Origin of the sequence: Kitasatospora sp. NA04385, assembly GCF_013364235.1 — a bacterium.
Taxonomy (GTDB): Bacteria; Actinomycetota; Actinomycetes; order Streptomycetales; family Streptomycetaceae; genus Kitasatospora.
This window is the reverse complement of record NZ_CP054919.1, coordinates 1-20,210: the sequence shown is the minus strand read 5'-3', so window position 1 is coordinate 20,210 and position 20,210 is coordinate 1. Positions and strand designations below refer to the sequence as shown.

Sequence of the window (20,210 nt, the reverse complement as noted above, 5' to 3'; positions counted from 1 at the left end):
GATGCCGGTGGTGCGGCCCGTTCCCGGCGAGGTGGCGGGCCGCAGGCAGGTCAGCCGGCAGTGGTTTGTTCGGCTCGGGCTCGCGTGGTGGCGAGGCGGTAGGGGCCGGTGCCGGTCTCGATGATGGTGCCGTTGAAGGTGAGCCGGTCGACGATGGCCGCGCAGAGCCGCGGGTCGGTGAACGTCTTCGTCCAGCCTCCGAACGACTCGTTGGAGGCGATCGCGACGCTGTTCTTCTCCTCGCGTTCGGTGCGGGCCTGGAAGAGGAGTTCGGCGCCGTGGCGGTCGAGTTCCATGTATCCGAGTTCGTCGATGCAGAGCAGGTCGACACGGCCGTAGCGGGCGATGGTCTTGTTCAGCTGCTTCTCGTCCGCGGCCTCCACCAGCTCGTTCACCAGCTTCGTCGCGAGCGTGTAGCGGACCCGGTAGCCCTGCATGGCGGCCTCGGTGTCCAGGGCGATGAGCATGTGGGACTTGCCGGTGCCGGAGTCGCCGATCAGGCAGAGCGGCCGGCTCTTCTTGATCCACTCGCAGTTGGCGAGGGTGTTGATCACGGCGGGGCCGATGCTGGGGTTGGCGTCGAAGCCGAAGGTCCGCAGCGACTTGTCGCGGGGGAACCCGGCGGCCTTGATCCGCGGCTCCGAGCGGCGCTGATCCGCGGTTGTCGCACTCGGCCATCAGCAGCTCGGCGAGGAAGCCGCGGTAGGCCATCTGGTCCTTGACCGCCCGGTCGGCGAACTCGTTGCGGATCGACGGCAGCCGCAGCAGCCGGCACGCGGTGTCGATGGCCGTGGTCGCGGCCTGCTCGGTCAAGTTCCGCTGGCGGGGCAGCATGGCGGTGATGGCGATTCTCCCTCTCGCAGGCCACCGCCGCCGGCGCGGCGGTGCCGGAGCAACTGGTCGTCGTGGGTCACTGAGGGCAGCGGCCTGGTGTCCTGCGGAAGGTGGTTGAGCTTCCACTCGTGCAGGAACGTCACCGTCCCGGCCCCCGGCCCGGCAACCGGCCTCGGGGCCGGGACCTCGACGACGGGCTCGTCCTCGACCTGGGCGGCCTTGCGGGCCTCCAGGGCGACCGTGTCTGCGGTCAGCGCCCCCGCCCGCAGCGCGGTGGCCAGGCCCGCGACGATGTGCTCGTGCGGGAGGTGGCGGCCCAGCAGCAGCACGTCGATCGGCGCCCGGGTGCCCTCCGTGTGGCCGTGGGCCCGGACTGCTGCGGCCCACCAGGCGTCGTGGACCGGGGTGAACTTCCCGGCGGAGCGGGCCTGGTCGAGCGCGGTCGCGCCGGGGAAGGCACCCGGCTTGCGGACCAGGGCCTCCAGGTAGTGGTCCAGGTCCAGTCGGCAGGCGCCTTTGGCGATCAGCCGTTCGTGCCGGGCGACCTCGACGTTCCTGTCGTAGACCACCAGGTGGGAGGCGTGCAGCAGCACCCGGACCCGCTTGCCGATCAGCCGGACCGGCACCGAGTAGCGGTTGGTGCGGACCGGGATCTGCCCGTAGCGGTCGACCCGCGGGGTGAACACCCGCCCGGTCTCGAACGGGTCCTCGGGCAGCGGCAGCAGCCGCGCTCGCTCGTCCTTGGAGTACTCGTTGACCGTCCTCGCCCTGGCCCCGATCCGGCGCCGCCCGTCGTGCCGGTCCCACTGCTCGACCAGCTCGTTCAGCTCCGCCAGCGACCCGACCTCCGGCACCGGCACGAAGTGGTTGCGCCGGAAGTAGCCGATCTGCCCTTCGACGCCGCCCTTCTCGTGGGCGCCCTCGATGCCGGGCCGGCGGTAGAAGCTCTCGATCCCGAAGTGCGGCTTGAAGGCGATCCACCGGTCGGCCACGATCCGGGCCCGGCTTCAGTCCCGGCACCCGGGCGACGGCGGCCTTCAGGTTGTCGTAGCGGGCCTTGCTCCGCGGAACCTCGCCCAGCACCCGCAGCGCGTGGACGCGGCCCTCGAAGAACGCCTCCTGCCCAGCCGAGGCGAACACACGGTGCACCGCCTTGCCCGAGTAGGACAGCCGGAAGGAGAACAGATAGCAGGTCACCAGCTCGCCGGCCAGCTTCACCGTCACGTCGCCGAAGTCGACCTCGGCCTCCATCCCGAGCTGGTGCGTCTGCGGGACGAACGCCTCGATCGGGGCCTTGCCCGACTCCACCAGGATCTGCGGCTTGCGGTCCGCGACGTAGCGGCGGACCTGCTGGTAGGAGACCTCGGCGCCGTGCTCGGCGACCAGGCGGTGGAAGACCCGGGTGGTCGTGTGCCGCTGCTTGCGCGGCGCGTCCAGATCAGCCCGCAGGATCCCGTCGACCACGACCTTGTACGGGTCCATCGTGCTCGACCTGGGCGGGAGCTTCTTCCGCGGCTCCGGCCGGACCGAGTCCACGGCCTTCCTGACCGTCCGCCACGACACGTTGTACTTGCGCGCGATCTCGCGCAGCTTCATGCCGCCGCGGTGGTCGCGCCGGATCGCGGCGTACAGCTCGACCTTCGACATCTTCGGCATGACCAGGGTCTTTCACCAGGAGCACTCCCGATGCGGGCCTGGCAAGTACCCCGGTGACGTCGAAACTCGTGAACATCACCCGTCCGTGGTTCGGGGTGCCTCCCAAACTCGGGTTCTGGCTCAACTTTCGTGACGCGGTGACCGTCAGTGAGTACCGGTGGAGGAAGGTTCCAACCTTCCTCCACCGGCCTGGTCGCCGCTACCATCTGCCAGAAGCCCGCTGGGCCAAATGGAGAAGAATCGTGCCGTCCGCAGTTCGAAGCACAGAAGGAAAGCGCCGCTCTGAGCGCGTAGCGATGATGTTTGTCGCGATCTGGGTCCCCCTATCGGGGACCGTGCTGGGGGTCTCCAGCTTGATCGAGTGGAGGGGAATTTCCGGCACGTACGTGATGTCCGCGGTCCTGCTAGTAGGCATTGCCTCGACAATCCCTGGCTTCCTCCTCGCCTTCCGCGGCCGCTGGACCGCACTGGTACTCCTGGCGTTCGGGGAGGTGCTGATGACGTCCGCCGTCGCCGTAGTTTCCGACGAGTCGTCAGAGTCGATGGAAAAAGGGCCCGCTACGGTTGACGTGTTTGCTTCGATGGCGCTCGCGTCCTTGCTCCTCGTCGTGCTGCCAATCGTCTTCTGCGCTGTGATCGGGTCGCTGGCTAGGCTGGCCCGTAGGCCTGCTGCGCGGTAGCTCGTTCGCTACGGTGGCCCCCTCAGGACGGCCCGGCTGGCCGGGAGCCCGAGGTGGGCCGTCGGTGTTCGCGTCGGCAGATCTTGGAGATAGCCGTGTAAACCCCAGGCAGGTAGCCGGTGAACCACACTGGTTCGCGCCGTTCCAGCATTATTCACCGTGTTCAGAGCACGGAAGTTGAGCCAGAACCACAACTCGTGATTAAAGCCACCGGGACCCTCATCAGGGCTGGCAGGCGGTGGATAAGGGGAAGGGCGGCCGGGTCCGGGCGGCCGCCCGGGTGTCGGGTCCGGCCGCCGCGTCCGCCCCTGCCCGCGTCCGACGGAAGGCCACCTCGCTGCCCGCTCCCTGCCCCTGCCCCCCTCCCCGTCCGGCCCGTCCACCGCCCCCGTCCACCGCGTCTGTTCCTGTGCCGGTCCCTGCCGCTGCCGCCGTCTCTGTGCTGGTTGGGGGGCTGTCCTGCGGGTGCATGGCTACGCTGCAGGACTGTCCGGTCACAGATGGTGTTCAATGGCCCGGCCGTTGTACGTCGAGCAGGGAGGACAGCGGGATGGGTCGTAAGAAACCGGGTAAGCCGCGTCGGGAGAGGGCTGTGGGCGGGTATACGTTGCAGCAGCTCCAGCCACCCGGCTACGACCAGTGGATCGTTCCCGTGCCGGGCCGGGCCAAGGCGATCCCTGTCGAGGGGATGAGCGCGGGCGCCGTGGACACCGCCCGCCGTATCGAGCGCCTGCTGCCCTTCTACGGCTCGCAGGTACCGGTGCAGGCACTGTGGCTCGATGTGGCCGTCGACAGCGGCGTCCTGCAGGTACGCCACACCGACGACACCATCACCCGGCTGCCGGTCGCCGAACTCGCCGGCGTGCTCAGCGGTTCGGACGGCGATCCGGCCGCCCCCGCGGAACTGCGGGCCTCGATGCACGAACTCCACGCCGCCGGGGCGGTGCTGGTGGGGCCCGACGAGTACGACGGCTGCGTGGTGCGCCCGGTCCTCGGCAAGCCGCAGCGCCCCGGGGATCCGTGGCTGTTCGGCGGGGACACGGCCGCGGGGCCGGTACCGAAGACGCGCGCCGCGGACGACTCCGGCTCCACCGTGTAGCAGCACCCAGCCCGCCGGCACCAGGCAGGCCGCGAAGGGCCGGGACGGGCGTGGGTGGTTCGCCGGCGGTAGGCCAGGCTGTGGTCATGAGTTCCGGCCGCTGCCCGTTGGGGCGGGTCTTCTCCGGGCCCGCCGTCGGCCGGGCGCTCCCGGCCGGCGGGTGCCCGGTCCCGTTGCCCGTTGATCGCTCGCCGTTTTTGGAGCCGGCCACCGGCGTCCCCGCCCGGCCGTCGGTCGGGAGAGCGCCATGCCTCCCGCCGCCGCTCCGCTGCCCGCCTGCGTCCGGCGCCGCGCCGCTCCACGCCGTCCCACCTCGGCCCGCCGGGCCCGCTTTCCAGGCCCCGCGGGGCCCTGCGCTCGTCCATCCCGAACTCCTTCTCCACGACCGGTACGGGCTGCGGACAGGCCGGCCGATTGCCGCTCTCCCTATCCGTGGCGGGAACCGTAGGGGCGTGAGACGGCCGATCAAGAGGCACCAGGCAGCAGATTTTCCGATCGGCCCACGGGGCTGCACAGCGGAAGCGGCGGGGCCTGCACCGGCCGGTGGAGGCCCCGCCGCTTGCTGCTGGCCGCTATCAGTCGAGCACCGGTTCGCCGTAGCTGTCGCCGTAGTCCTCGCGCCCGTACCGCGGCCGCTCCCGGTAGACCGCCGGCGGGCGCTCGCGGTGCGCCTCCAGGCCGGGTGGCGGCGCCGTGATGGCCACCGCGGGGACGTGGACCGGGCCGTCGCTGTCGAGGCAGGCGTGTGCGGCCAGCACCTGCGGCACCCGCTCCGCGCTCCACCCCAGCCCCCTTTGCCAGCGCCCGCAGACGCCCCCCGCCTCGCCCGCCTCGTCCGGCACCACCACCTCCACCCGCAACCCGGTCCGCCGGCGGCACGGGCGGCACCGGCTCCCGCGCTGCGCGCTGCTGCCGGGCCCGCCGCGCGTCCTGTTGTCGCTGCTCCTGCTCGGCCGGCCACGTCCGAGCCTGCTCGTCGCGGGCGGCGTCGTACACCGCCCTCGCACCGCCAGAGCGCACCGGGGCGTCGATCCGCTGCCACTTCGCGAACTCCCACGCCGCAGCCGGCCCCGCGTGCTCGTCCCGGCCAAACTGCCGCTCCCGGTCCCGCGCGGCCGCCGGGCCCGCCCCGATCTGCTCCGTCCTCGGCCCCCGCGCCTGGCGCGGCACCCGCCGCCGCCGCGCCGGCGCCGGCCGATGCGCCTGATCGCGCACCACCTCGCCTCCTCTCCGGCCCACACCACCTCACCTCCTCTCCTCTCCGGTCCGCGCCGCCGGCTCCTCCTCGCCCACGTGGCCCGAGACCACCCGGCAGCCGTCCTCGAAGTCCGCCCGGTCCTCGGTGCCGCACTTCCCGCAGTACCACCGCGCGTTCCACGCCACCGTCACCGCGCCGCCCCCGCCCCTGCCCCCGCCTCTTCGGTCTCCCGCCGCACCGGGGCCGGCCCGGCCGCCCGCTCCATCCCGCCCGCCCGTTCCATCCCGGCCCGGCCCGGCCCGGCCCGGCCCGGCCCGGCCCGGCCCGGCAGCCGCAGTCGCTCGAAGGTGGGCTTCGTCCGGCGGGAGCGCTGGTTGGACGGCCGCGCCCCGGGCCCGGCAGCGCCGTCTCCCGGTCGCTCTCCGCGGCCTCCGGCGGCTTCTTGCGCTGCCGGAGCACCCGTACGTGCTCCTCCCGGGTGGCGAAGCGCCGCAAGGCCCCGGGTGCGAGGTTGTACGTATCTGTCGTCGGGTGCTGCAGTTTTCCGTCGTGGAGCGCGGGACCGGTTCTGCCGGTGGGCGCGGATCTCGTTCGATGGCGCGCCGGTTCTGTACGGCTTTCGGTGTCATCGAGAGGATTTTTCCCGGCCGGCTTCGTGCAGCTTCACAAGGGGCCTCACGTCTGTCCACGATCAAAACACCCTAATCCGCTTCGTACCGACCCGAACCTTCTCCGGCCGCAGAGGGATCTTCTCGCCGATAAAACCTCATCGTGTGAGGAGTGTCACGTTTGGAAAGCGGTTGGTCCAGTTGGGCCGAATTTGCCGATGGACAAATGGCGCAATGCGGCCATTTCTGGAACTTCAAAAACTTGACCCCTGCTTGGGCCGATGAAATCATCACAGGCGTCGCCAATTCAATCCGGCGAAAATGCGCCCCCGGTGGGTGCAGGTTGAATTCCATTCCGCCGCATGGTTTCCCTGGTCGGCCCCACGCGGCTTCGCGGGGGTCGCCGATATGAGGAGTTCTCATTTTCAAGCGCGCATTTCGGGTGATTTCTTCGGCTGCGCTCGCGGTCGGAGCGATCGCCGTCACCACCTCCCCGGCGCAGGCCGCGTCCGGCACCGGTACGCCCAACCTGGGCTGCTGGAACACCGTGGTCCTGGATCACGGCGGCGGCTACGTGTACGCCTACGGAACCTTCACTTGTGATTCCGCACGCACCTGGAAGCTCATTCCAAATGTCGTGCTGTCGGGCAACAACGGCCAATATGGATTTGTGGACAATAGTGCCGTGTGCTCGGGATCGCCGTTCAACGGGATTTCTTACTGCCGGACGCCTACCGTCCGGCTCAAGGAGATTCCCGGGGTGACGTACCGCGCGTCGAACAGCGGAAGCGTCGAAGACCAAGAGTTCTGGCCGGTGGAGACCGTCGCCCATGCACAGATGACCGGCGAGGAGGCCCCGTGGAAGGCGGGCGACTTCCCGGTCTCCGGCAACTGGGACCAGGGAATGGCGGATAACGTCGGCATCTGGCGCCCGTCGACCGGGGAGTTCCACCTGCGCAACGACAACGGCAGCCTGAACAAGATCAGTTGGGGCCAGTACGGAGACATCCCCGTCTCGGGCAACTGGGACGGCGGCAACGGCACCCCGAACAGCAACGTCGGTATCTGGCGGCCCTCCACCGGCCAGTTCCATCTCCGCATGGACAACGGCAGCAACACGGTCATCGACTGGGGCCAGGACGGCGACATCCCCGTCTCGGGCAACTGGGACGGCGGCAACGGCACCCCGAACAGCAACGTCGGTATCTGGCGGCCCTCCACCGGCCAGTTCCATCTCCGCATGGACAACGGCAGCGACACGGTCATCGACTGGGGCCAGCTCGGCGACATCCCCGTCTCCGGCAACTGGGACGGCGGCCCCGCCGACAACATCGGCGTCTACCGCCCCTCGGAAGGCGTTTTCCACCTGCGCATGGACAACGGCGGCCTGGTGAAGGTCTCTTGGGGCGGATCCACCGACATCCCCGTCTCGGGCAACTGGGACGGCGGCAACGGCACCGCAAACGGAAACGTCGGCGTCTGGCACCCCGCAACGGCCGAGTTCCGGATCCGCACCGACGAAGGCAACCTCATCCGCATAGCCTGGGGCAACCCGCGCTGACCCATCACACTCGGCCTCGGCCCGCGCACCGTACTGGTTGCGCGGGCTTTGTCCTGCAGACGGCCTCGAAAAAGCCGCAAACGAGCAACCGGCGACCGCGGGCGTCAGCACCGGGGCCGGCCGAGCCGACATGTGACTGGGCCGGCACCGGCCGGCAGCGCCAGGCTGTCGTCGTGCTGGCGGCCGTTCTCGCGGGAGGAGCCGACGCCGCGGGCTTCATCGGCGCGGGCGTCGCCGATCTGCCGATGGACGGCCTTGGCGGGGCGCTGGACCTGCTGCAGGTCGCCGGGCGGCTGGCGGTGCGCGTCGTCCAGCTTCCGCCCGGCCTGGGCGTCCGGCAGTGTGCCGACTTTCTCGCGGCCGATCGCGAGAGCTACGCCGGGATCCAGGACCTCGCTGAAGATGTCCTGTGCCGGTACCTGGACGCGGCCCCGTCGGGCGCGGTGCCCACTGTCCGGCAGTGCGCGCGGGAGGCCGTCGCCGCCCGCCCCCTGTGCCGGGTGGCTCTGGCCCTCGGCGTCGGCGGTGAGGACTGGCCTCGGGTCAGGGGCGGGCCGCCCGGTAGCTGACGAGGGTGTCCAGGGCGGTGTTCGCCGTCGCGCGCCGTTCGACGGCCGTCATCGGCTCGCATTCGCGGTACGTGCCGTCGGTGCTCGCGCCCAGGCCGGCGCGGGCCAGGCGGCGGAACTCCGAGCTGGCGCCACCGGCCGCGCCCGGGTCGGTCAGCTCCGGCGGCATGTCGCCCACCAGCTCGATGATCGCCCCGCACGCCGGCTCCACCTACCGAGTGATCGATGCCGCCTGCGAACGCCGCTCGGTGATCGTGACCTCGAACCTTCATCCGTCAGGATTCGACTCGATCATGCCCAAGACGCTCGCCACCGCAGCCGTCGACCGGCTCCTGCGCCACGCCCACATCATCCTGACCGAGGGCTCCAGCCTCCGCCTCACCCGGGCCACCACCGGCAAGGGCGTCATCGCGCTCGCATAGGGAGCGCAGAGGCCAACGGCAGGGTCAGTGTCCCGAAGGCGGCTACTTCTGCAGGGAGGCAGTCCGTCGACGAGCTCACCCAGCACCCAGCCTGCGAGTGTCCACAGCAGGGTGAAGAGCGCGATACAGGCGGTCGCCGCGATGGTGAACTGCCCTGCCACACTTTTGTGAACCGTTTCATGCGCTGTCCTCACTGTCCGTCCTGCATCGGCCACAGTGACGCCTTCCGTGCGGGGACGGTTCCTCGCAGGCCCGGCGCCGCGTGCTTCGTCAGCGGAAGGTGTCTTCGATGCCCTCGGTGCGGCCGCCTCCTGCACACCGATGCCAACGGCTGTTGCCAGGCCCGGCCGGGTGACAACTCGTCATACCGCGCAGGGAGATCGGATGTCCGCAGGGAGAGACCTCAAATGTCCGAGAAGAGGGATTCGGGCGGCTCTGGCGCGGATTTTCTGAAAGCCGCCGGGGTGGTGATCTTCACGAGGCGAGGAGGACGCGCTCGCGGAGGAGGTCGAGCTTGGCTCGGCCGAACATCTGGCGCTTGAGCATCGTGATGCGGTTGACGTGCCCCTCGACCGGGCCGGAGTTCCAGCGGAGTGTGAGGCCGGCCGTGACGGCGTCCCAGCCTTTGCGCAGGCCGGTGGCGAACCCGCGCAGTTCTGGCAGCCCGCCGGCCTGGGCGTCAGCGGTCCACTGTTCGAGTTCCTCCAGGCCCCGGCGGTGGACGAGGATCGAGGCGAACCGCGCGACGAGTTCGCAGGAGTCGTCCGACTCCCGGCAGTGGTACAGGAGTTCCTTCAGCAGGACGTGGCCGGGCTCGGGGCGGTTGTCGGGGTGGGTTAAGAATCAGTCTGGTCACCTCGCGGCCCTTGGGGACCGGCGGGTCGGTGGTCGGCTTGGCGTTCTCGCGCAGCCGGTGCACGAAGCGGCGGACTGTGCGCTCGCTGACGGTCAGGCCGGGTTCGGCGAGTTCGCGGTGGAGCCGTAGTGCGCTGTGGCAGCCCTCGTTGAACCGGGTTGTCAGGTAGGCGGCGTGGCCGTTCAGGCTGGTCTGCCGACCGCCGGCGGGCGTTCGCCGCGCCTGGAGTGCCTGTGGGGCCGATGGCTGCGATGGGTGGTGGCGGGCCGGCCGGGCGGTCTGCCGGAGGGCTGGGAACGGCGCCTGGGCGGGTGGGGGTGCCGGGCTGATGGGGTGTCACCACTGTTCGGCTTCCTGGTGGGCGTCCCACAGGCCCAGGCCGGTGTAGGCGGGGCCGGGGAGTAGAGGTCGGGGCCGTCGTCGTCCGTGTCGTCGTCGGGTCTTCGGCGTCCTGCCCTGGCCGCTTTGGCTTGGTGTACGGTCCTGGCCCCGGCGGCCCTGTCGGGTGGTGTCGCCGTTGCCGGTGCCCATGTCGTCGGGCCACAAGTCGTCGGCGTCGAAACCGTCCTCGGTGTCGTCCGGGTCGAGGAGGCAGTCCGCGTCGTCGGCGGGGGTGTCGGTGTCCGGGCTGCCCACGGAGACGGTGGTCGTGCCGGCTTCGGTACGCGCTTCGGCGGCCGGACGGGTTCCCACGGCAGGTGGTCGCGCCCAGGTCTGGGGCAAGTCTGTCCGCTGTGCGTTTGCCGCGGCGCTGTCGGCGGTGGCGTCGGCAGGGCGGTCGGGCGGCCGACCGCGTGGAGTGCTGGTGCGGGACCTGTTTTGCGCTCGCTGGCACCGGCACCGGTGCCGGCCGCTACAAAACCCCGCCCGCTGCGCGACCTACCCGGTACCCGTCCGGCCCGCCCGTTCCTGAACGCCGCAACCCGCTACCACCAGCACCGCAGACGGCCAGGCCCCGCCTGCTCACCGACACCGAACCCGCACTGACCGCCCTGCTCCAGACCGCCGAACACTGCCGCCTGCGTCCGCCCCAAGACCCCACTGGACGCGGCCGAGGTCGTTTCCCCGCCCCCGCTTCCCCGACGCCCTGCCCGACGGCCCCACTGGAACGCCTACCTCCCCGGACGTACTTCCCGCGGAACTCCTCGAAGCCGCTCTCCGGTAACGCCACCCAACCGCCCCCGAGCCCAGACATCCCGCGCGCCCGGTACGGCCGAGGAGCCCGACCACCACCTGGAGAACACCGGCGCGTGCGCGGCCGCCTCGTCCGAGCCCGCTACAGCCACAGCGCGGGGAGCCCCGCAGGAACAGGCTGCGCCCTTTGCATGCCGTCACCGCGCAGCGCCTGGTCGCCGCCGAGCAACAGCCCTGAGCGGTACCAGGTTGAACGCGAACGCAGCCGGCAGCGCCCACGGCTTTCCGGCCTCGACTTCGCCGGCCACATCAAGGAGCCCGGCCACATCGGCCGGGCCCTGCGAAAGCAGCGACTCGGCCGACAGTCCGGGGATGCCCGGCAGGAACGTATGCGGAGGAACCTTCCACCACTTGCCTGTCGCGGGCTCAGATATTCCTCAAAACCGCCGCATGGGCACTGCATGGTGTTGTCTTTAGGTGCCTGCGAGCCACCTCTTCCCCGGAGCGACCGTGCCCGCATCTTCATCCCCACAGGGTGTCATGGACCTATCAATGTCGATCAAGGTCAACGAGAACCGCCGCTCCGGCGCCGCTGACGACCTCGTATGCCGACTCTTACCGGCCATCCGCCGACAAGCAGCACGCTACGCCCGACCACCGGACGTCGACGACATCGTCCAGAGCGTCTGCGAGAAACTCCTGCACCGCCGCCCGCAACTGCTCAAGCACCCAAACCCGCGGGCCTACGCCCTGCGCGCCGTGATCACCACCGCCCACGACAACCGCAGAACACACGAGATCTGCCTGCCCGACCTCACCGACCAGGCGGGCAGCACCGCCTGCGCGACGGCGCTACGAGAAGCGCAGTGGGAGACTTTGCGCCTGCTGTCCCAGCTCAGCACCGGCCAAGCCCGAGCTCTGATCCTGGTCGACCTCGACGGGCGGACCATCGACGAGGCCGCCACGCTGCTGGGCGTTCACCAAGGCACCATCTCCCGACTCCGAGCCCGCGGCCTTCGCCGGTCGCGAGACTTCCTCACCCAGGCCCAGCCGGCCTGACAGAAAAAGCCCGTCGCCTGTCATACAGGCACGGCACGCGCGGGTCTACAAAGCAGTAAGGCAGCGAGGACGGCGTCCGAAAGCCAAGGGCCCTGGCCGCAGACCATCACCGGCCTCACTGCCTCGTCCCTTCCAACCAGGAGCAATCATGCGCCGCACAGCCGCACTCCTCGCGACGGCCGCCACCCTGGCCGGCACGATCCTCTGCGCGCCCGCCGCGTTCGCCGTGGGCCCCACCAGACGCCGGACCCGACCCAGGAAGGCCGGGTCTGCCCCTACCAGGACTGGTACGACGGCATCGTCAACCAGGGCAAGAGCATCGTCCCGGTCGGCGCGAGCCAGGCGAACTACAACGGAACGTCGCACGACGCGACGTCCACCTTCTCCGCCCAGGTCAGCGGGACCGTGTCCTACACCGTGAGCGCCTCCATGAGCGTCAGCATCGGCACCATCATCGCCGACGCCAGCGCGACTGTCGGCGTCAGCCTCTCCACATCGCTGACCGCTTCGCTGGGTAACTCCACCACTGTGACCGCCTCGCCCGGCCAGACCGCCCACGCCACCTACGGAGTGTGGCGCCTGCAGACCTACGGCACCTACCACGTCATCCGCGAGGACTGCAGCAGCAGCGTTGGAGGCGTGACCGCCTACAGCCCTGGTACGTGGGCTGGAACACCTGGGTCAGCTGACCCGAAACACCCCGGCCGTCCGCCCCACCGGGCGGGCGGCCCACCGACGACAGGGACGGAAAACCGTGACCGCCAAGCCCGCTCGCCTGCGCACCGCACTCTTCGGAGCCACCGTTCTCGTGGCCATCACCACCGGATGTACCTCCAGCACAGGCGACCGAGCCGAGCCCACGACCCAGCCCTCCCGTACCCCTCCGCACCCTCACCCATCACCCCATCGACCACGGCCCCGCCCACCATCCCCGAACTGCCCCGGCGGAACCCGGCGTCACCACCCTCGCCTCCGTGCCCCTGCGTACCGCAGGCACCAGCGTCGCCAACCTCTCGGTCAAAGCCGGAGAACTCACCGTCACCATCCTGTGCACCGGTGGAACCCTGACCCTCCACATGGAGCCGGTGTCCACCACCACCATTCCCTGCGCTGTCGGCAGCGTCACCCTCCAGGAACAGCTTCCATCTCGGCTCACCGAAGGACATCAACGTCAGCGTCGACGCCCCGGAAACCGTGCAATGGAACATGCGCATCGAACAATGACAACCTCCTTCCGACCCATCGAGAAGTAGGACCTCACCCTCCTCCACAGCCCCGACCAGAGCCCCGGCCGCCTCGCCGAGAGCTGACACGACGCTGACCGCCCCTGCCACCCCGGCCTACCAGGCCACGCCCAGCGCCTCCAACTGACCGAGCTGCTCCGCGCTGAGCTTGCCCCGGCGAGCCTTCTGGTTGTTCAACCAGGCGCCCAGCGCGACATCCCCTCCTTATGCGGGCGCGGCACGCGGGCGTGCCCCTCCCGCTCGACAAAGGCCGCCAAGGCCGCCAGCCCGGCGGCGAACCGGTCGGTGCGCGACACCTTCGGCTTCGCCGCGGCCGCCGCGCGGGCGGCGGCCAGCTCCTGGTCCTCCTCGATGCCGATCGCCAGCACCAGGTCCTGCTGCTCCTGGTCGAGCTCGGCGAAGCCCGCCCGCTGCGCCCACACCCACCGGCCCAGCGGCTCGCCCTCGAACTCCGTCTCCACCGGCAGCAGCGCCCAGTCGACTCGGCCGTCCGACTCCAGCCACCACTGCCGGGCGGTCGCGTACGAGCGCTGCCAGGTGACCGGCCAGCGCGGGCACCACCAGGGTCGATCTCCTCGAGCGCGGCCTTGCGCTCGGGGCCAGCGCGCCGGGTTCGCCCTCGGGGACCTCGGCCGCGGCCCGAAGGCCGGCCAGCCAGCCGCCGATCGCGTACCCGCCGATCGACGCCCGCGCCGGTGCGGCCAGCGAGCCGCCGTGCTCCTTCGCCCACAGCCGCGCCCAGTCGAGCCCGGTGTCGAAGCGCGCGTCGGAGACAGACCAGATCATGTCCAGGTCGTCCAGCATCTTGACCCGGTGTCGCGCCAGCTCGCCGTTCGCGAATTCAACCCGGCGCTGCGTGAGCCATTCACCGAGCCGGAAGACTCCGTTCTCGCCGACCCGCGCGGAATACGGCACGTCGAGATTCCCGTGTCCCGCGTGCCACCGCCGTGCATGTCCCAGCCCCTCCCGCCAGAGCTGGTTCTCACCCGTCAGCACCCGCGCCTGGATGAACAACGCCAGCACGTCCTCGTCCACCTTGCTCTGGAACCGCACCGGCAGCGAGAACCCGCCCGCCGCCGACCCGCCACCCTCACCCTCACCCGGTGCCATCTGCGCCTCAGCGCTGCGCCCGGTGGTCCGCTTGCCGGACTTCTGGGGCACGGCCAGGGCCTCGACCATGTGAAGTTGCATGTATTTGTCGTTGGATACGGCGGTTTTCTGTCGTGGGGTGTGGGGTGTTTGTGCTGATGGGCGGTGGTGGTGGCTGGTGGTGCGTCATTTTGGTGCGGTTTTGGCGTCATCGGGATGATGTTTCTGCTGGTCGGGTTCGTGCGGTTTCCTCTGCGTTGACGGTGTGTCCGGCTTGTACCAGATGGTCCTGCTGGGTGTCATCGGAATGCGGTTTCGGGCGTCATCGTGGTGCGGTCGCTGTCTTCCTGGAGGGGTAGGGGACGGGCTCGGCCGTTGCCGGGGCTGTCGGACGGGCCGGGAGGCGTGGGTGGCGGACGGCGGTGGCGGGGCGATGAGGCTGGGGCTGGCGGTGCGGCGGGGTGGTGCGGGAGCAGGTGGTGTTCCGGCTTCTGGCTCTTGAGGAGCGCGGTGTTCTGACGCCCGGTCATGTTCGACTTGCGGCTTCCTCGGCGGGCCGGTCGGTGCGGACGGTGCAGCGCTGGCTGCGGAGGCGCGTCAGGAGGGCCGGACGGCGCGCAGGCCCGGCCGCGGTTCACGGTCACCGACGAGGTCCATGCGCGGTTGGCGTTGTGGTGCGGGAACGCGGCGGCGGTCCACCGGGAGCTTGTCGCGCAGGCCCGTGGGTCGGCGGACGGCTCTGTCGGCGGGGAGCGGACGGGGAGCTGGATGGGGACGCCGGGGAGTGGGCGTGCCGTCGTTGGCGACACTCCAGCGGGCGGTGCGCCGGGATCTGAACGCGGGTCAGCGTGCCGCGCTGAAGGGCGGGGAGGGCCCGGCGTGCGCACGATGTGCATCTGGCCCGTCCGGTGAAGTGGCGCAACGCCTGCTGGGAGGGCGACCACAAGCACCTGCCCGTCGAGGTCGAGCTGGACGGGCGTGCGGTGCGCCCGTGGGTGACGTGGTTCATCGACTGCGCGAAAAACGCGATCACGGGTGCGGCCGTCACTCCGCACCAGCCGTCCAGGGACGCGGTGCTGGCGGCGTTGCGGATCGCCTTGTCGAGGGACGAGCCGATCGGCCCGTACGGGCCGATCGGAGGGCTGCCGGAGCTGGTTCGTGTCGACCGCGGTAAGGAGTTCCTGTGCGCCACGGTGACCAGGGCGCTGGGCGCGCTCGCGGTCCCGGTGCAGGATCTCCCGCCCGCCGGCCGGAGTTGAAGGGCACGGTGGAGAACCTCAACCACTGCGTCACCGCGATGTTCCTGGTCGCGCAGCCCGGCTACCTCCACGCCCCCACCGCCACGACCGCGCCGCGCCCGCGGCGCGGCGACCTGGACGGCCTGTTGCCGTTCGCGGAGTTCACCGCACGGCTCCTGGACTGGGTGCGGTGGTGGAACACCGAGCACCGCCCCAAGCCGCTCGGCGGCCGCACACCACTCCAGGCGTGGCAAGACGACCCCACCCCGATCGAGGACGTCCCGCCCGCCCTGCTGCGCTCCTTCACCCTCGAGGACGCGGGAGGCGACAAGCTCCTGTCCACGAAGGGCGTCTACTGGCGCGGGCGCTACTACGTCGGCCCGTGGATGCACGGCATGGACGGCACCCGGGTACGGGTACGGTTCGTCCCCATCACGACCACGAGATCGAGGTGTTCGACGCCGCCACCGGCGCCCACCTCGGGCCAGCCCACCTCGCTGACGCCGCCACCGCGGCCCAACGGGCTGCGCTGCCCGGCCAAGGACGCCCAGCGGCGCACGATGGTACGGGCGCTGGCCTCCGCGGACCGCCAGCGCCGCCGACTGGGCCGCTACGGCGCCATCACCGGGCCGGGCCGGCCCGAGCTGCTGGCGGCGCTGACCGCAGCCGAAGTCGAGGAGCTCGCCGTGGCCACCGGGCTCGGGAGCAATCTGGCGAAGCGGGCGCTGCCGGACCTCATCCCCCGCGCGAGGCACCCGCCTCGTGGGCCCGCCCGTTCGCCGATCCCACCCGTCCGCCCCCGACGGCGACGCCGTCCCGCCGGCACCGGGACACCGCCACCCCGGACCGCAGCGCCGCCGCGGACGGGCCCGACGAAGCAGAACGAAAGGAGGACGCCAGTGACGACCGCGGACCGACTGGGCCGGCTGCCCGCCGAACGGGACCACTACATGCGCCTGAGCGGCGCCCAAGTGGTCGGCACCCGGGCCCTGTTGGCGGTGCGGGAGAACATTCGCGCCGCGATCGAAGCCAGGGCGATGATCTGCATCTACGGCAGGGCCGGGCACGGCAAGTCGTTCGCGGTCAACGCCTCGCTGCGTGACCTCGCCCCGCAGATCACCCACCGCATCCAGTTCCGGGCCCGCCCTCGACTCGGGACCTACGCCACGAACTGTTCTACGCGCTGGGGCTCCCGGGCCGTCCGCCCTCCCACGCGATCGAGTTCGACCGCATGCTGCGCGGGCCCTCGAGGAGACTCGGGTGCTGGTGTGCGACGAGGCCCAGTGGCTGTCGAAGCTGTGCTTCGAGTACCTGCGCTACCTGTGGGACGACACCGGCACTGACCTGACGATCGTCTTCACCGGCGGCAACGGCTGCTTCGAGATGCTGCAGAGCGAGCCGATGCTCGAGTCCAGGGTCTACTGCTGGCAGGAGATCGACCCGCTGACGCTGGAGGAGGTCCTGGACACCATCCCGGCCTTCCACTCGATCTGGACCGATGCCGAACCCGAGCTGATCGCCCTGTGCGACCGCGAGGCCGCCCACGGAAACTTCCGGGCCTGGGCAAAGATCACCCACCACCTGGCCGCAGGCATGAAGGAGTCCGCCGCGCCAAGGTGGACGAGGACCTCGTGCGCTGGGCCTACAGCAAACTCGGCCGACGACAGGCAGGCGCACCGTGCTGACCTGCCCCGACCCGCCGCCGGTCACCGTCGTCCTCGACCCCCACGACGACCTGCCCATACCCGCGCCGCTCAGGCCGCCCACAACCCACCACAGGCCGGGCCACCGTCCACCCCACCATCGGCACCGACTCCACGATCTGCCTCGCCTACGACATCCTCGCCGCCCTCGGCAAACCCGTCCCCGTCACCGGCTACCCCAGCCTCGACCCCGACCCGCCCTGGGCGATGGCCGCCGCCTGGACCCTCGCCACCCCATCACCCACCTCACCGTGCTGCGAGCCCACCTGCTCGGCCGCCGCCGCATCCACGACCTTCTCACCCTGCGCGAGCGCACTGGCGTCCACCTTGTCCTGGTCTGCCACCGCCGACGCCCACACCCCACCCTCGAACAGGCCCTGCGCCACGTGGAGCACCGCCTCGCCGACGCGGCCGCCTGCCTTCCGGCGCCGACGACACCGACTCCCGCGCAGCCGCCCGCCCCGCCCCGTCCCCATGCACGACCGCTGGCTCAACCTGCCCGCCCTGACCACCTACTGCTCCGGCGACGGTGCCCAGCGCCGCTGCCGCTGCGCTCCGCCGCTCGCCCACGACCGCGGCTTCCACCCGCCGCAGATGCCCCCCGCCACCGCCACCGAAGTCGCCCGCCGCCTCCACACTGCGACCGCCCACCCCCATCTCGCGGCCCAGCTCGCCACCGCGGTCTTCACCGCCGCATCCGACGCCCAGCTCCAAACCGCCCGCCCCAGCGACCTCACCGCCGAAGCGGCCACCATCGCCCTCCACGATGCGGACGGCCTGCGCTTCGGCTCGGCTGCCTCACCCACCCGTGCCGCCCTGGGCCCGCCCTTGCTCCTCGCCGCCGCCTACCAGCACGCCATCGCCGAAGCCGGCGACACCCGCTGTTCACCGCCCTTCACCGGCAATGACCTGCCCCACCTGTTCGACCTCGCCGACTCCTGCAAACTGCGCCCACCTCAGCCACCCAAGCCCCGCGCCCGCCCGGGCCGCCCCCCCCCCAAACCGCAGAACCAGCGCACGATCTGGCCCTTCAGCAATGCCCACTACCGCTACCCCTGGGCCGCAGGCCGAGATCATGCAAGGCTGCCCGCCCCCACGCCCGGCGCAGGTAACCGGCCTCCGCCGCCCCCCGCCTGCCCTGGGCCGCGTGGCAGGCATCCAGCTGGCTTCTCATTGCAGCTGACCTTTCCCTGATTTCCTGTTGTTCGCCCGGATGGGGCAGGCCCTCTTGGAGCCGCGTCCGGGAAGGGTACTAGGGTTGGATGACAGTCAGGCTGACATCGGGGGAGCAGTATGGAAGATGATCAGAGAGCGTACGACCGGGAAGTCGGCCGCCGGGTGAAGGCCGCCGGCTGCAGGCGAATCTGACTCAGGAGCTCTTGGCGCGGGAGATCGGGGTGACGCGGGCCTCGGTCACCAACATCGAGAAGGGGGTTCAGGCGCCGCCGCCGTACAGGCTGGTGCGCATAGCGACAGCGCTGTCGGTGGAGCCAGCCGAACTCCTCCCACCGCTGCGGGTGCTCGCCCCACGCATGACCTGCCTCAGAGCTGGCTGACATGGTCGCGTCCGTCGAGCGGGCCGCCGAGGAGCTGAGGAGTCGAGATGGCGAAGGCTGACATCGAAGCGGGCAGGCTCCTGGAGCGCTTCGACATCACGGAGCCGAAGGTCGACCCGATGAACCTCGCGGAGGAGCTCGGAGTCCTCGTGGTCCAGCAGAAGCTGGACGGCGACGTCTCCGGGATGCTGCTGCGCCGCGGCGAGGAGAAGGTGATCGGCGTCAATGAGGATCATGCGGAGGTCCGGCAGCGGTTCACGGTCGCGCATGAGCTGGGGCACCTCATCCTGCACCGGGGCGGCCGCTGATTCTGGACACCGGGACGCGGGTGAACTTCCGCGACTCCGTCTCCAGCATGGCCACCGATCGCGAGGAGGTGGAAGCCAACCGATTCGCGGCGGCGCTGCTCGCGCCGGAGACGATGGTTCGCAGGGCGGTGCGCGGCATCAACGTCACCTCCGCAGACGGCCTGGTGGGGGACTTGGCGAAGCGCTTCGGGATGAGTACGACCGCGATGAATTACCGCCTGCTGAACCTCGGGATCCTCTCCGACCCCATGTAGAGGTAGAGCATGCAGGGGCCGCACCTCGGTGCGGCCCTTTCTTGATCCATAAATGACAGTTAGATTTTCATTCGAAAAAAGCTTGCTTCTGCTGACTCTCGCGCGCACTCTGGAAGTGGCACAGGAGGCTCCGGATGTCTCCAGATGCTGGTGATGCGGCGCGTGACTCGCGCCGCCCGTTTTGCCCGATCCCCGACTCCCGACAAGGAGCAGCGCATGACCGCATCCGAGGCTCAGCCCACCGGATCACCATCGCCATCGACGGCCGCGAGTACGCGACCGCGACCCGCCATGCCACCCCGGCCCAGCTGCGCCGGATCGCCGACCCGGACATCCGGAGGACAAGAAGATCTGGCTCGACGTGCCCGACGACCGGACCGCCAGGTCGAGAGAGCGAGCACCTCGAGCTGCGGGACGGGATGCGCTTCTTCTCCGACCCGCGAACGATCGCGATCTTCATCGACCGCTCCCGCTACGAGGTCACCCACAAGCGGATGACCGGCCTGGAACTTCGGGCCCTGCCGCAGCCCCCCGTCGCCGATGACCGCGACCTGTGGCTCGACGTCGTCGACCAGCACGACCGGAAGATCGCCGACGACGAGGTGGTGTCGCTGCACGACGGGATGCGGTTCTTCACCGCGCCCGGCCGCATCAACCCGGGCGCTGGGGAGGACCGCGAGCGATGACCTGCTACCCGCCGACGACCTCGCCTTCCTCGACCGCCAAGGCATCGCCTACGAGGTGTTCGAGGAAAGGGATGCTGTGCGTCGAACTCGCGGACTTCCCGCTGCCAGCCGGCCTCAACGTCCCGAAGGCGGACATCCTCTTCCGCCTCGCACCGTTGTACCGACGTGCCGCCGGACAGTGGTGGATCTCCCCGGCGCTGACCACGGCCAGCGGAGCGACCATCCCAGCCACCGAAGTCACAGGAGACCCACCACGGCCGCACATGGCAACGCTGGTCACGGCACCTCAACCCGTCCACTGGCGCACCAGCATCGACGGACTGGAGAGCTACCCGCTTGCTGCGCACCGAGCTGGTCGCCGCCGGAGCCGCGGCCATGAACACACGACCCTCACCGTCACCACCGCCGTCGCCGACCAGCTCCTCGCGATGGCCGCCCGACCCCTGGAGAGCGGCG

General features: G+C 70.5%; 24 protein-coding genes and 3 pseudogenes. 17 read left to right on the top strand and 10 right to left on the bottom strand.

What is annotated here, in order from left to right; translation table 11 throughout:
• Positions 1–50: 50 nt before the first annotated feature.
• Positions 51–834 (bottom strand): annotated as a pseudogene (gene istB, locus HUT16_RS00115) (IS21-like element helper ATPase IstB).
• A complete protein-coding gene (locus HUT16_RS37620; RefSeq protein ID WP_254897555.1) occupies positions 810–1,826 on the bottom strand; it encodes a hypothetical protein in 1,017 nt (338 codons plus the stop codon). The pseudogene istB and the gene HUT16_RS37620 overlap by 25 nt, the downstream one beginning before the upstream one ends.
• A 100-nt stretch (positions 1,827–1,926) precedes the next feature.
• On the opposite strand from HUT16_RS37620, the gene HUT16_RS37615 reads away from it, so the two are divergent.
• From HUT16_RS37615 to HUT16_RS00100, 3 genes are all read left to right on the top strand, one after another.
• Complete coding sequence (locus HUT16_RS37615) at positions 1,927–2,547, top strand: hypothetical protein (RefSeq protein ID WP_254897554.1); 621 nt, start codon at positions 1,927–1,929, stop codon at positions 2,545–2,547.
• 11 nt (positions 2,548–2,558) lie between these two features.
• Complete coding sequence (locus HUT16_RS00105; protein WP_176184217.1) at positions 2,559–3,170, top strand: hypothetical protein; 612 nt, start codon at positions 2,559–2,561, stop codon at positions 3,168–3,170.
• 592 nt (positions 3,171–3,762) lie between these two features.
• Positions 3,763–4,269: a hypothetical protein gene (locus HUT16_RS00100; protein ID WP_176184215.1), complete on the top strand. Its 507-nt coding sequence runs from the start codon at positions 3,763–3,765 to the stop codon at positions 4,267–4,269.
• 575 nt (positions 4,270–4,844) lie between these two features.
• Here the strand turns inward: HUT16_RS00100 and HUT16_RS00095 are convergent.
• Entirely contained in the window at positions 4,845–5,111 is a 267-nt protein-coding gene (locus HUT16_RS00095) for a hypothetical protein (RefSeq protein WP_254897553.1), read from the bottom strand.
• A 1,406-nt stretch (positions 5,112–6,517) separates the two neighbouring features.
• Between HUT16_RS00095 and HUT16_RS00090 the strand changes: the two genes are divergently transcribed.
• Both HUT16_RS00090 and HUT16_RS00085 read left to right on the top strand, forming a co-directional pair.
• Complete coding sequence (locus tag HUT16_RS00090) at positions 6,518–7,636, top strand: hypothetical protein (protein WP_176184213.1); 1,119 nt, start codon at positions 6,518–6,520, stop codon at positions 7,634–7,636.
• 173 nt (positions 7,637–7,809) lie between these two features.
• The gene (locus tag HUT16_RS00085) at positions 7,810–8,205 is read left to right on the top strand and encodes a hypothetical protein (RefSeq protein WP_176184211.1); all 396 of its coding nucleotides are present in this window, start codon (positions 7,810–7,812) and stop codon (positions 8,203–8,205) included.
• Here HUT16_RS00085 and HUT16_RS00080 read toward each other — a convergent pair.
• Positions 8,180–8,383, bottom strand: a complete 204-nt coding sequence (locus tag HUT16_RS00080; protein WP_176184209.1) for a hypothetical protein — start codon at positions 8,381–8,383, stop codon at positions 8,180–8,182. The genes HUT16_RS00085 and HUT16_RS00080 overlap by 26 nt on opposite strands.
• A gap of 34 nt (positions 8,384–8,417) precedes the next feature.
• On the opposite strand from HUT16_RS00080, the pseudogene HUT16_RS00075 reads away from it, so the two are divergent.
• Positions 8,418–8,627: pseudogene (locus HUT16_RS00075) on the top strand (ATP-binding protein); the annotation flags it as partial.
• Between the two features lie 474 nt (positions 8,628–9,101).
• On the opposite strand, the gene HUT16_RS00070 reads toward HUT16_RS00075, so the two are convergent.
• Complete coding sequence (locus HUT16_RS00070; protein ID WP_368662729.1) at positions 9,102–9,356, bottom strand: transposase; 255 nt, start codon at positions 9,354–9,356, stop codon at positions 9,102–9,104.
• Between the two features lie 463 nt (positions 9,357–9,819).
• Entirely contained in the window at positions 9,820–10,119 is a 300-nt protein-coding gene (locus HUT16_RS00065; protein WP_176184207.1) for a hypothetical protein, read from the bottom strand.
• Positions 10,120–11,157: 1,038 nt separating this feature from the next.
• Here HUT16_RS00065 and HUT16_RS00060 point away from each other — a divergent pair.
• Positions 11,158–11,676 carry an RNA polymerase sigma factor gene (locus tag HUT16_RS00060; protein WP_176184205.1) on the top strand — a complete coding sequence of 173 codons (519 nt, stop codon included), beginning with the start codon at positions 11,158–11,160 and terminating at the stop codon, positions 11,674–11,676.
• A gap of 410 nt (positions 11,677–12,086) precedes the next feature.
• Here HUT16_RS00060 and HUT16_RS00055 read toward each other — a convergent pair whose 3' ends face one another.
• Positions 12,087–12,239: a hypothetical protein gene (locus HUT16_RS00055; RefSeq protein ID WP_176184203.1), complete on the bottom strand. Its 153-nt coding sequence runs from the start codon at positions 12,237–12,239 to the stop codon at positions 12,087–12,089.
• A 411-nt stretch (positions 12,240–12,650) separates the two neighbouring features.
• On the opposite strand from HUT16_RS00055, the gene HUT16_RS00050 reads away from it, so the two are divergent.
• Positions 12,651–12,929, top strand: coding sequence for a hypothetical protein (locus HUT16_RS00050; protein ID WP_176184201.1), 279 nt, complete (start codon positions 12,651–12,653; stop codon positions 12,927–12,929).
• 87 nt (positions 12,930–13,016) lie between these two features.
• Here the strand turns inward: HUT16_RS00050 and HUT16_RS39565 are convergent, their stop codons facing one another.
• From HUT16_RS39565 to HUT16_RS39560, 3 genes and pseudogenes are all read right to left on the bottom strand, one after another.
• The gene (locus HUT16_RS39565) at positions 13,017–13,097 is read right to left on the bottom strand and encodes a hypothetical protein (protein WP_368662728.1); all 81 of its coding nucleotides are present in this window, start codon (positions 13,095–13,097) and stop codon (positions 13,017–13,019) included.
• Positions 13,094–13,381 carry a hypothetical protein gene (locus HUT16_RS37610; protein WP_254897552.1) on the bottom strand — a complete coding sequence of 96 codons (288 nt, stop codon included), beginning with the start codon at positions 13,379–13,381 and terminating at the stop codon, positions 13,094–13,096. Before HUT16_RS37610 ends, HUT16_RS39565 begins: the two co-directional genes overlap by 4 nt.
• 382 nt (positions 13,382–13,763) lie before the next feature.
• Positions 13,764–14,030, bottom strand: a pseudogene (locus HUT16_RS39560) (helicase associated domain-containing protein); the annotation flags it as partial.
• Between the two features lie 887 nt (positions 14,031–14,917).
• On the opposite strand from HUT16_RS39560, the gene HUT16_RS00040 reads away from it, so the two are divergent.
• The 9 genes from HUT16_RS00040 to HUT16_RS37585 form a co-directional block, all read left to right on the top strand.
• Entirely contained in the window at positions 14,918–15,268 is a 351-nt protein-coding gene (locus HUT16_RS00040; protein ID WP_176184197.1) for a hypothetical protein, read from the top strand.
• Positions 15,269–15,276: 8 nt separating this feature from the next.
• The gene (locus HUT16_RS37600) at positions 15,277–16,590 is read left to right on the top strand and encodes a hypothetical protein (RefSeq protein WP_254897550.1); all 1,314 of its coding nucleotides are present in this window, start codon (positions 15,277–15,279) and stop codon (positions 16,588–16,590) included.
• A complete protein-coding gene (locus HUT16_RS39555) occupies positions 16,508–17,458 on the top strand; it encodes an ATP-binding protein (RefSeq protein WP_368662658.1) in 951 nt (316 codons plus the stop codon). Before HUT16_RS37600 ends, HUT16_RS39555 begins: the two co-directional genes overlap by 83 nt.
• Positions 17,425–18,144, top strand: a complete 720-nt coding sequence (locus HUT16_RS00025; protein ID WP_176184193.1) for a hypothetical protein — start codon at positions 17,425–17,427, stop codon at positions 18,142–18,144. The genes HUT16_RS39555 and HUT16_RS00025 overlap by 34 nt, the downstream gene beginning before the upstream one ends.
• Before the next feature lie 158 nt (positions 18,145–18,302).
• Positions 18,303–18,506 carry a helix-turn-helix domain-containing protein gene (locus tag HUT16_RS39550; RefSeq protein WP_176192386.1) on the top strand — a complete coding sequence of 68 codons (204 nt, stop codon included), beginning with the start codon at positions 18,303–18,305 and terminating at the stop codon, positions 18,504–18,506.
• A 47-nt stretch (positions 18,507–18,553) separates the two neighbouring features.
• Positions 18,554–18,814: an ImmA/IrrE family metallo-endopeptidase gene (locus HUT16_RS37595; protein ID WP_254897549.1), complete on the top strand. Its 261-nt coding sequence runs from the start codon at positions 18,554–18,556 to the stop codon at positions 18,812–18,814.
• Positions 18,815–18,834: 20 nt separating this feature from the next.
• A complete protein-coding gene (locus tag HUT16_RS37590) occupies positions 18,835–19,068 on the top strand; it encodes an ImmA/IrrE family metallo-endopeptidase (RefSeq protein ID WP_254897548.1) in 234 nt (77 codons plus the stop codon).
• Positions 19,069–19,202: 134 nt separating this feature from the next.
• Positions 19,203–19,754: a multiubiquitin domain-containing protein gene (locus HUT16_RS00010; RefSeq protein WP_176184191.1), complete on the top strand. Its 552-nt coding sequence runs from the start codon at positions 19,203–19,205 to the stop codon at positions 19,752–19,754.
• A 71-nt stretch (positions 19,755–19,825) separates the two neighbouring features.
• Positions 19,826–20,210 (top strand): hypothetical protein (locus HUT16_RS37585; protein ID WP_254897547.1); only part of this gene is annotated, 385 nt, incomplete at its 3' end.

What these genes read in the sequence shown, in the direction of transcription:
- HUT16_RS37595 (WP_254897549.1), top strand. Translation starts at nt 18,554, where the DNA reads ATGGCGAAGGCTGACATCGAAGCGGGCAGGCTCCTGGAGCGCTTCGAC.
- HUT16_RS00010 (WP_176184191.1), top strand. Translation starts at nt 19,203, where the DNA reads ATGTCTCCAGATGCTGGTGATGCGGCGCGTGACTCGCGCCGCCCGTTT.
- HUT16_RS00025 (WP_176184193.1), top strand. Translation starts at nt 17,425, where the DNA reads ATGCACGACCGCTGGCTCAACCTGCCCGCCCTGACCACCTACTGCTCC.
- HUT16_RS00060 (WP_176184205.1), top strand. Translation starts at nt 11,158, where the DNA reads ATGGACCTATCAATGTCGATCAAGGTCAACGAGAACCGCCGCTCCGGC.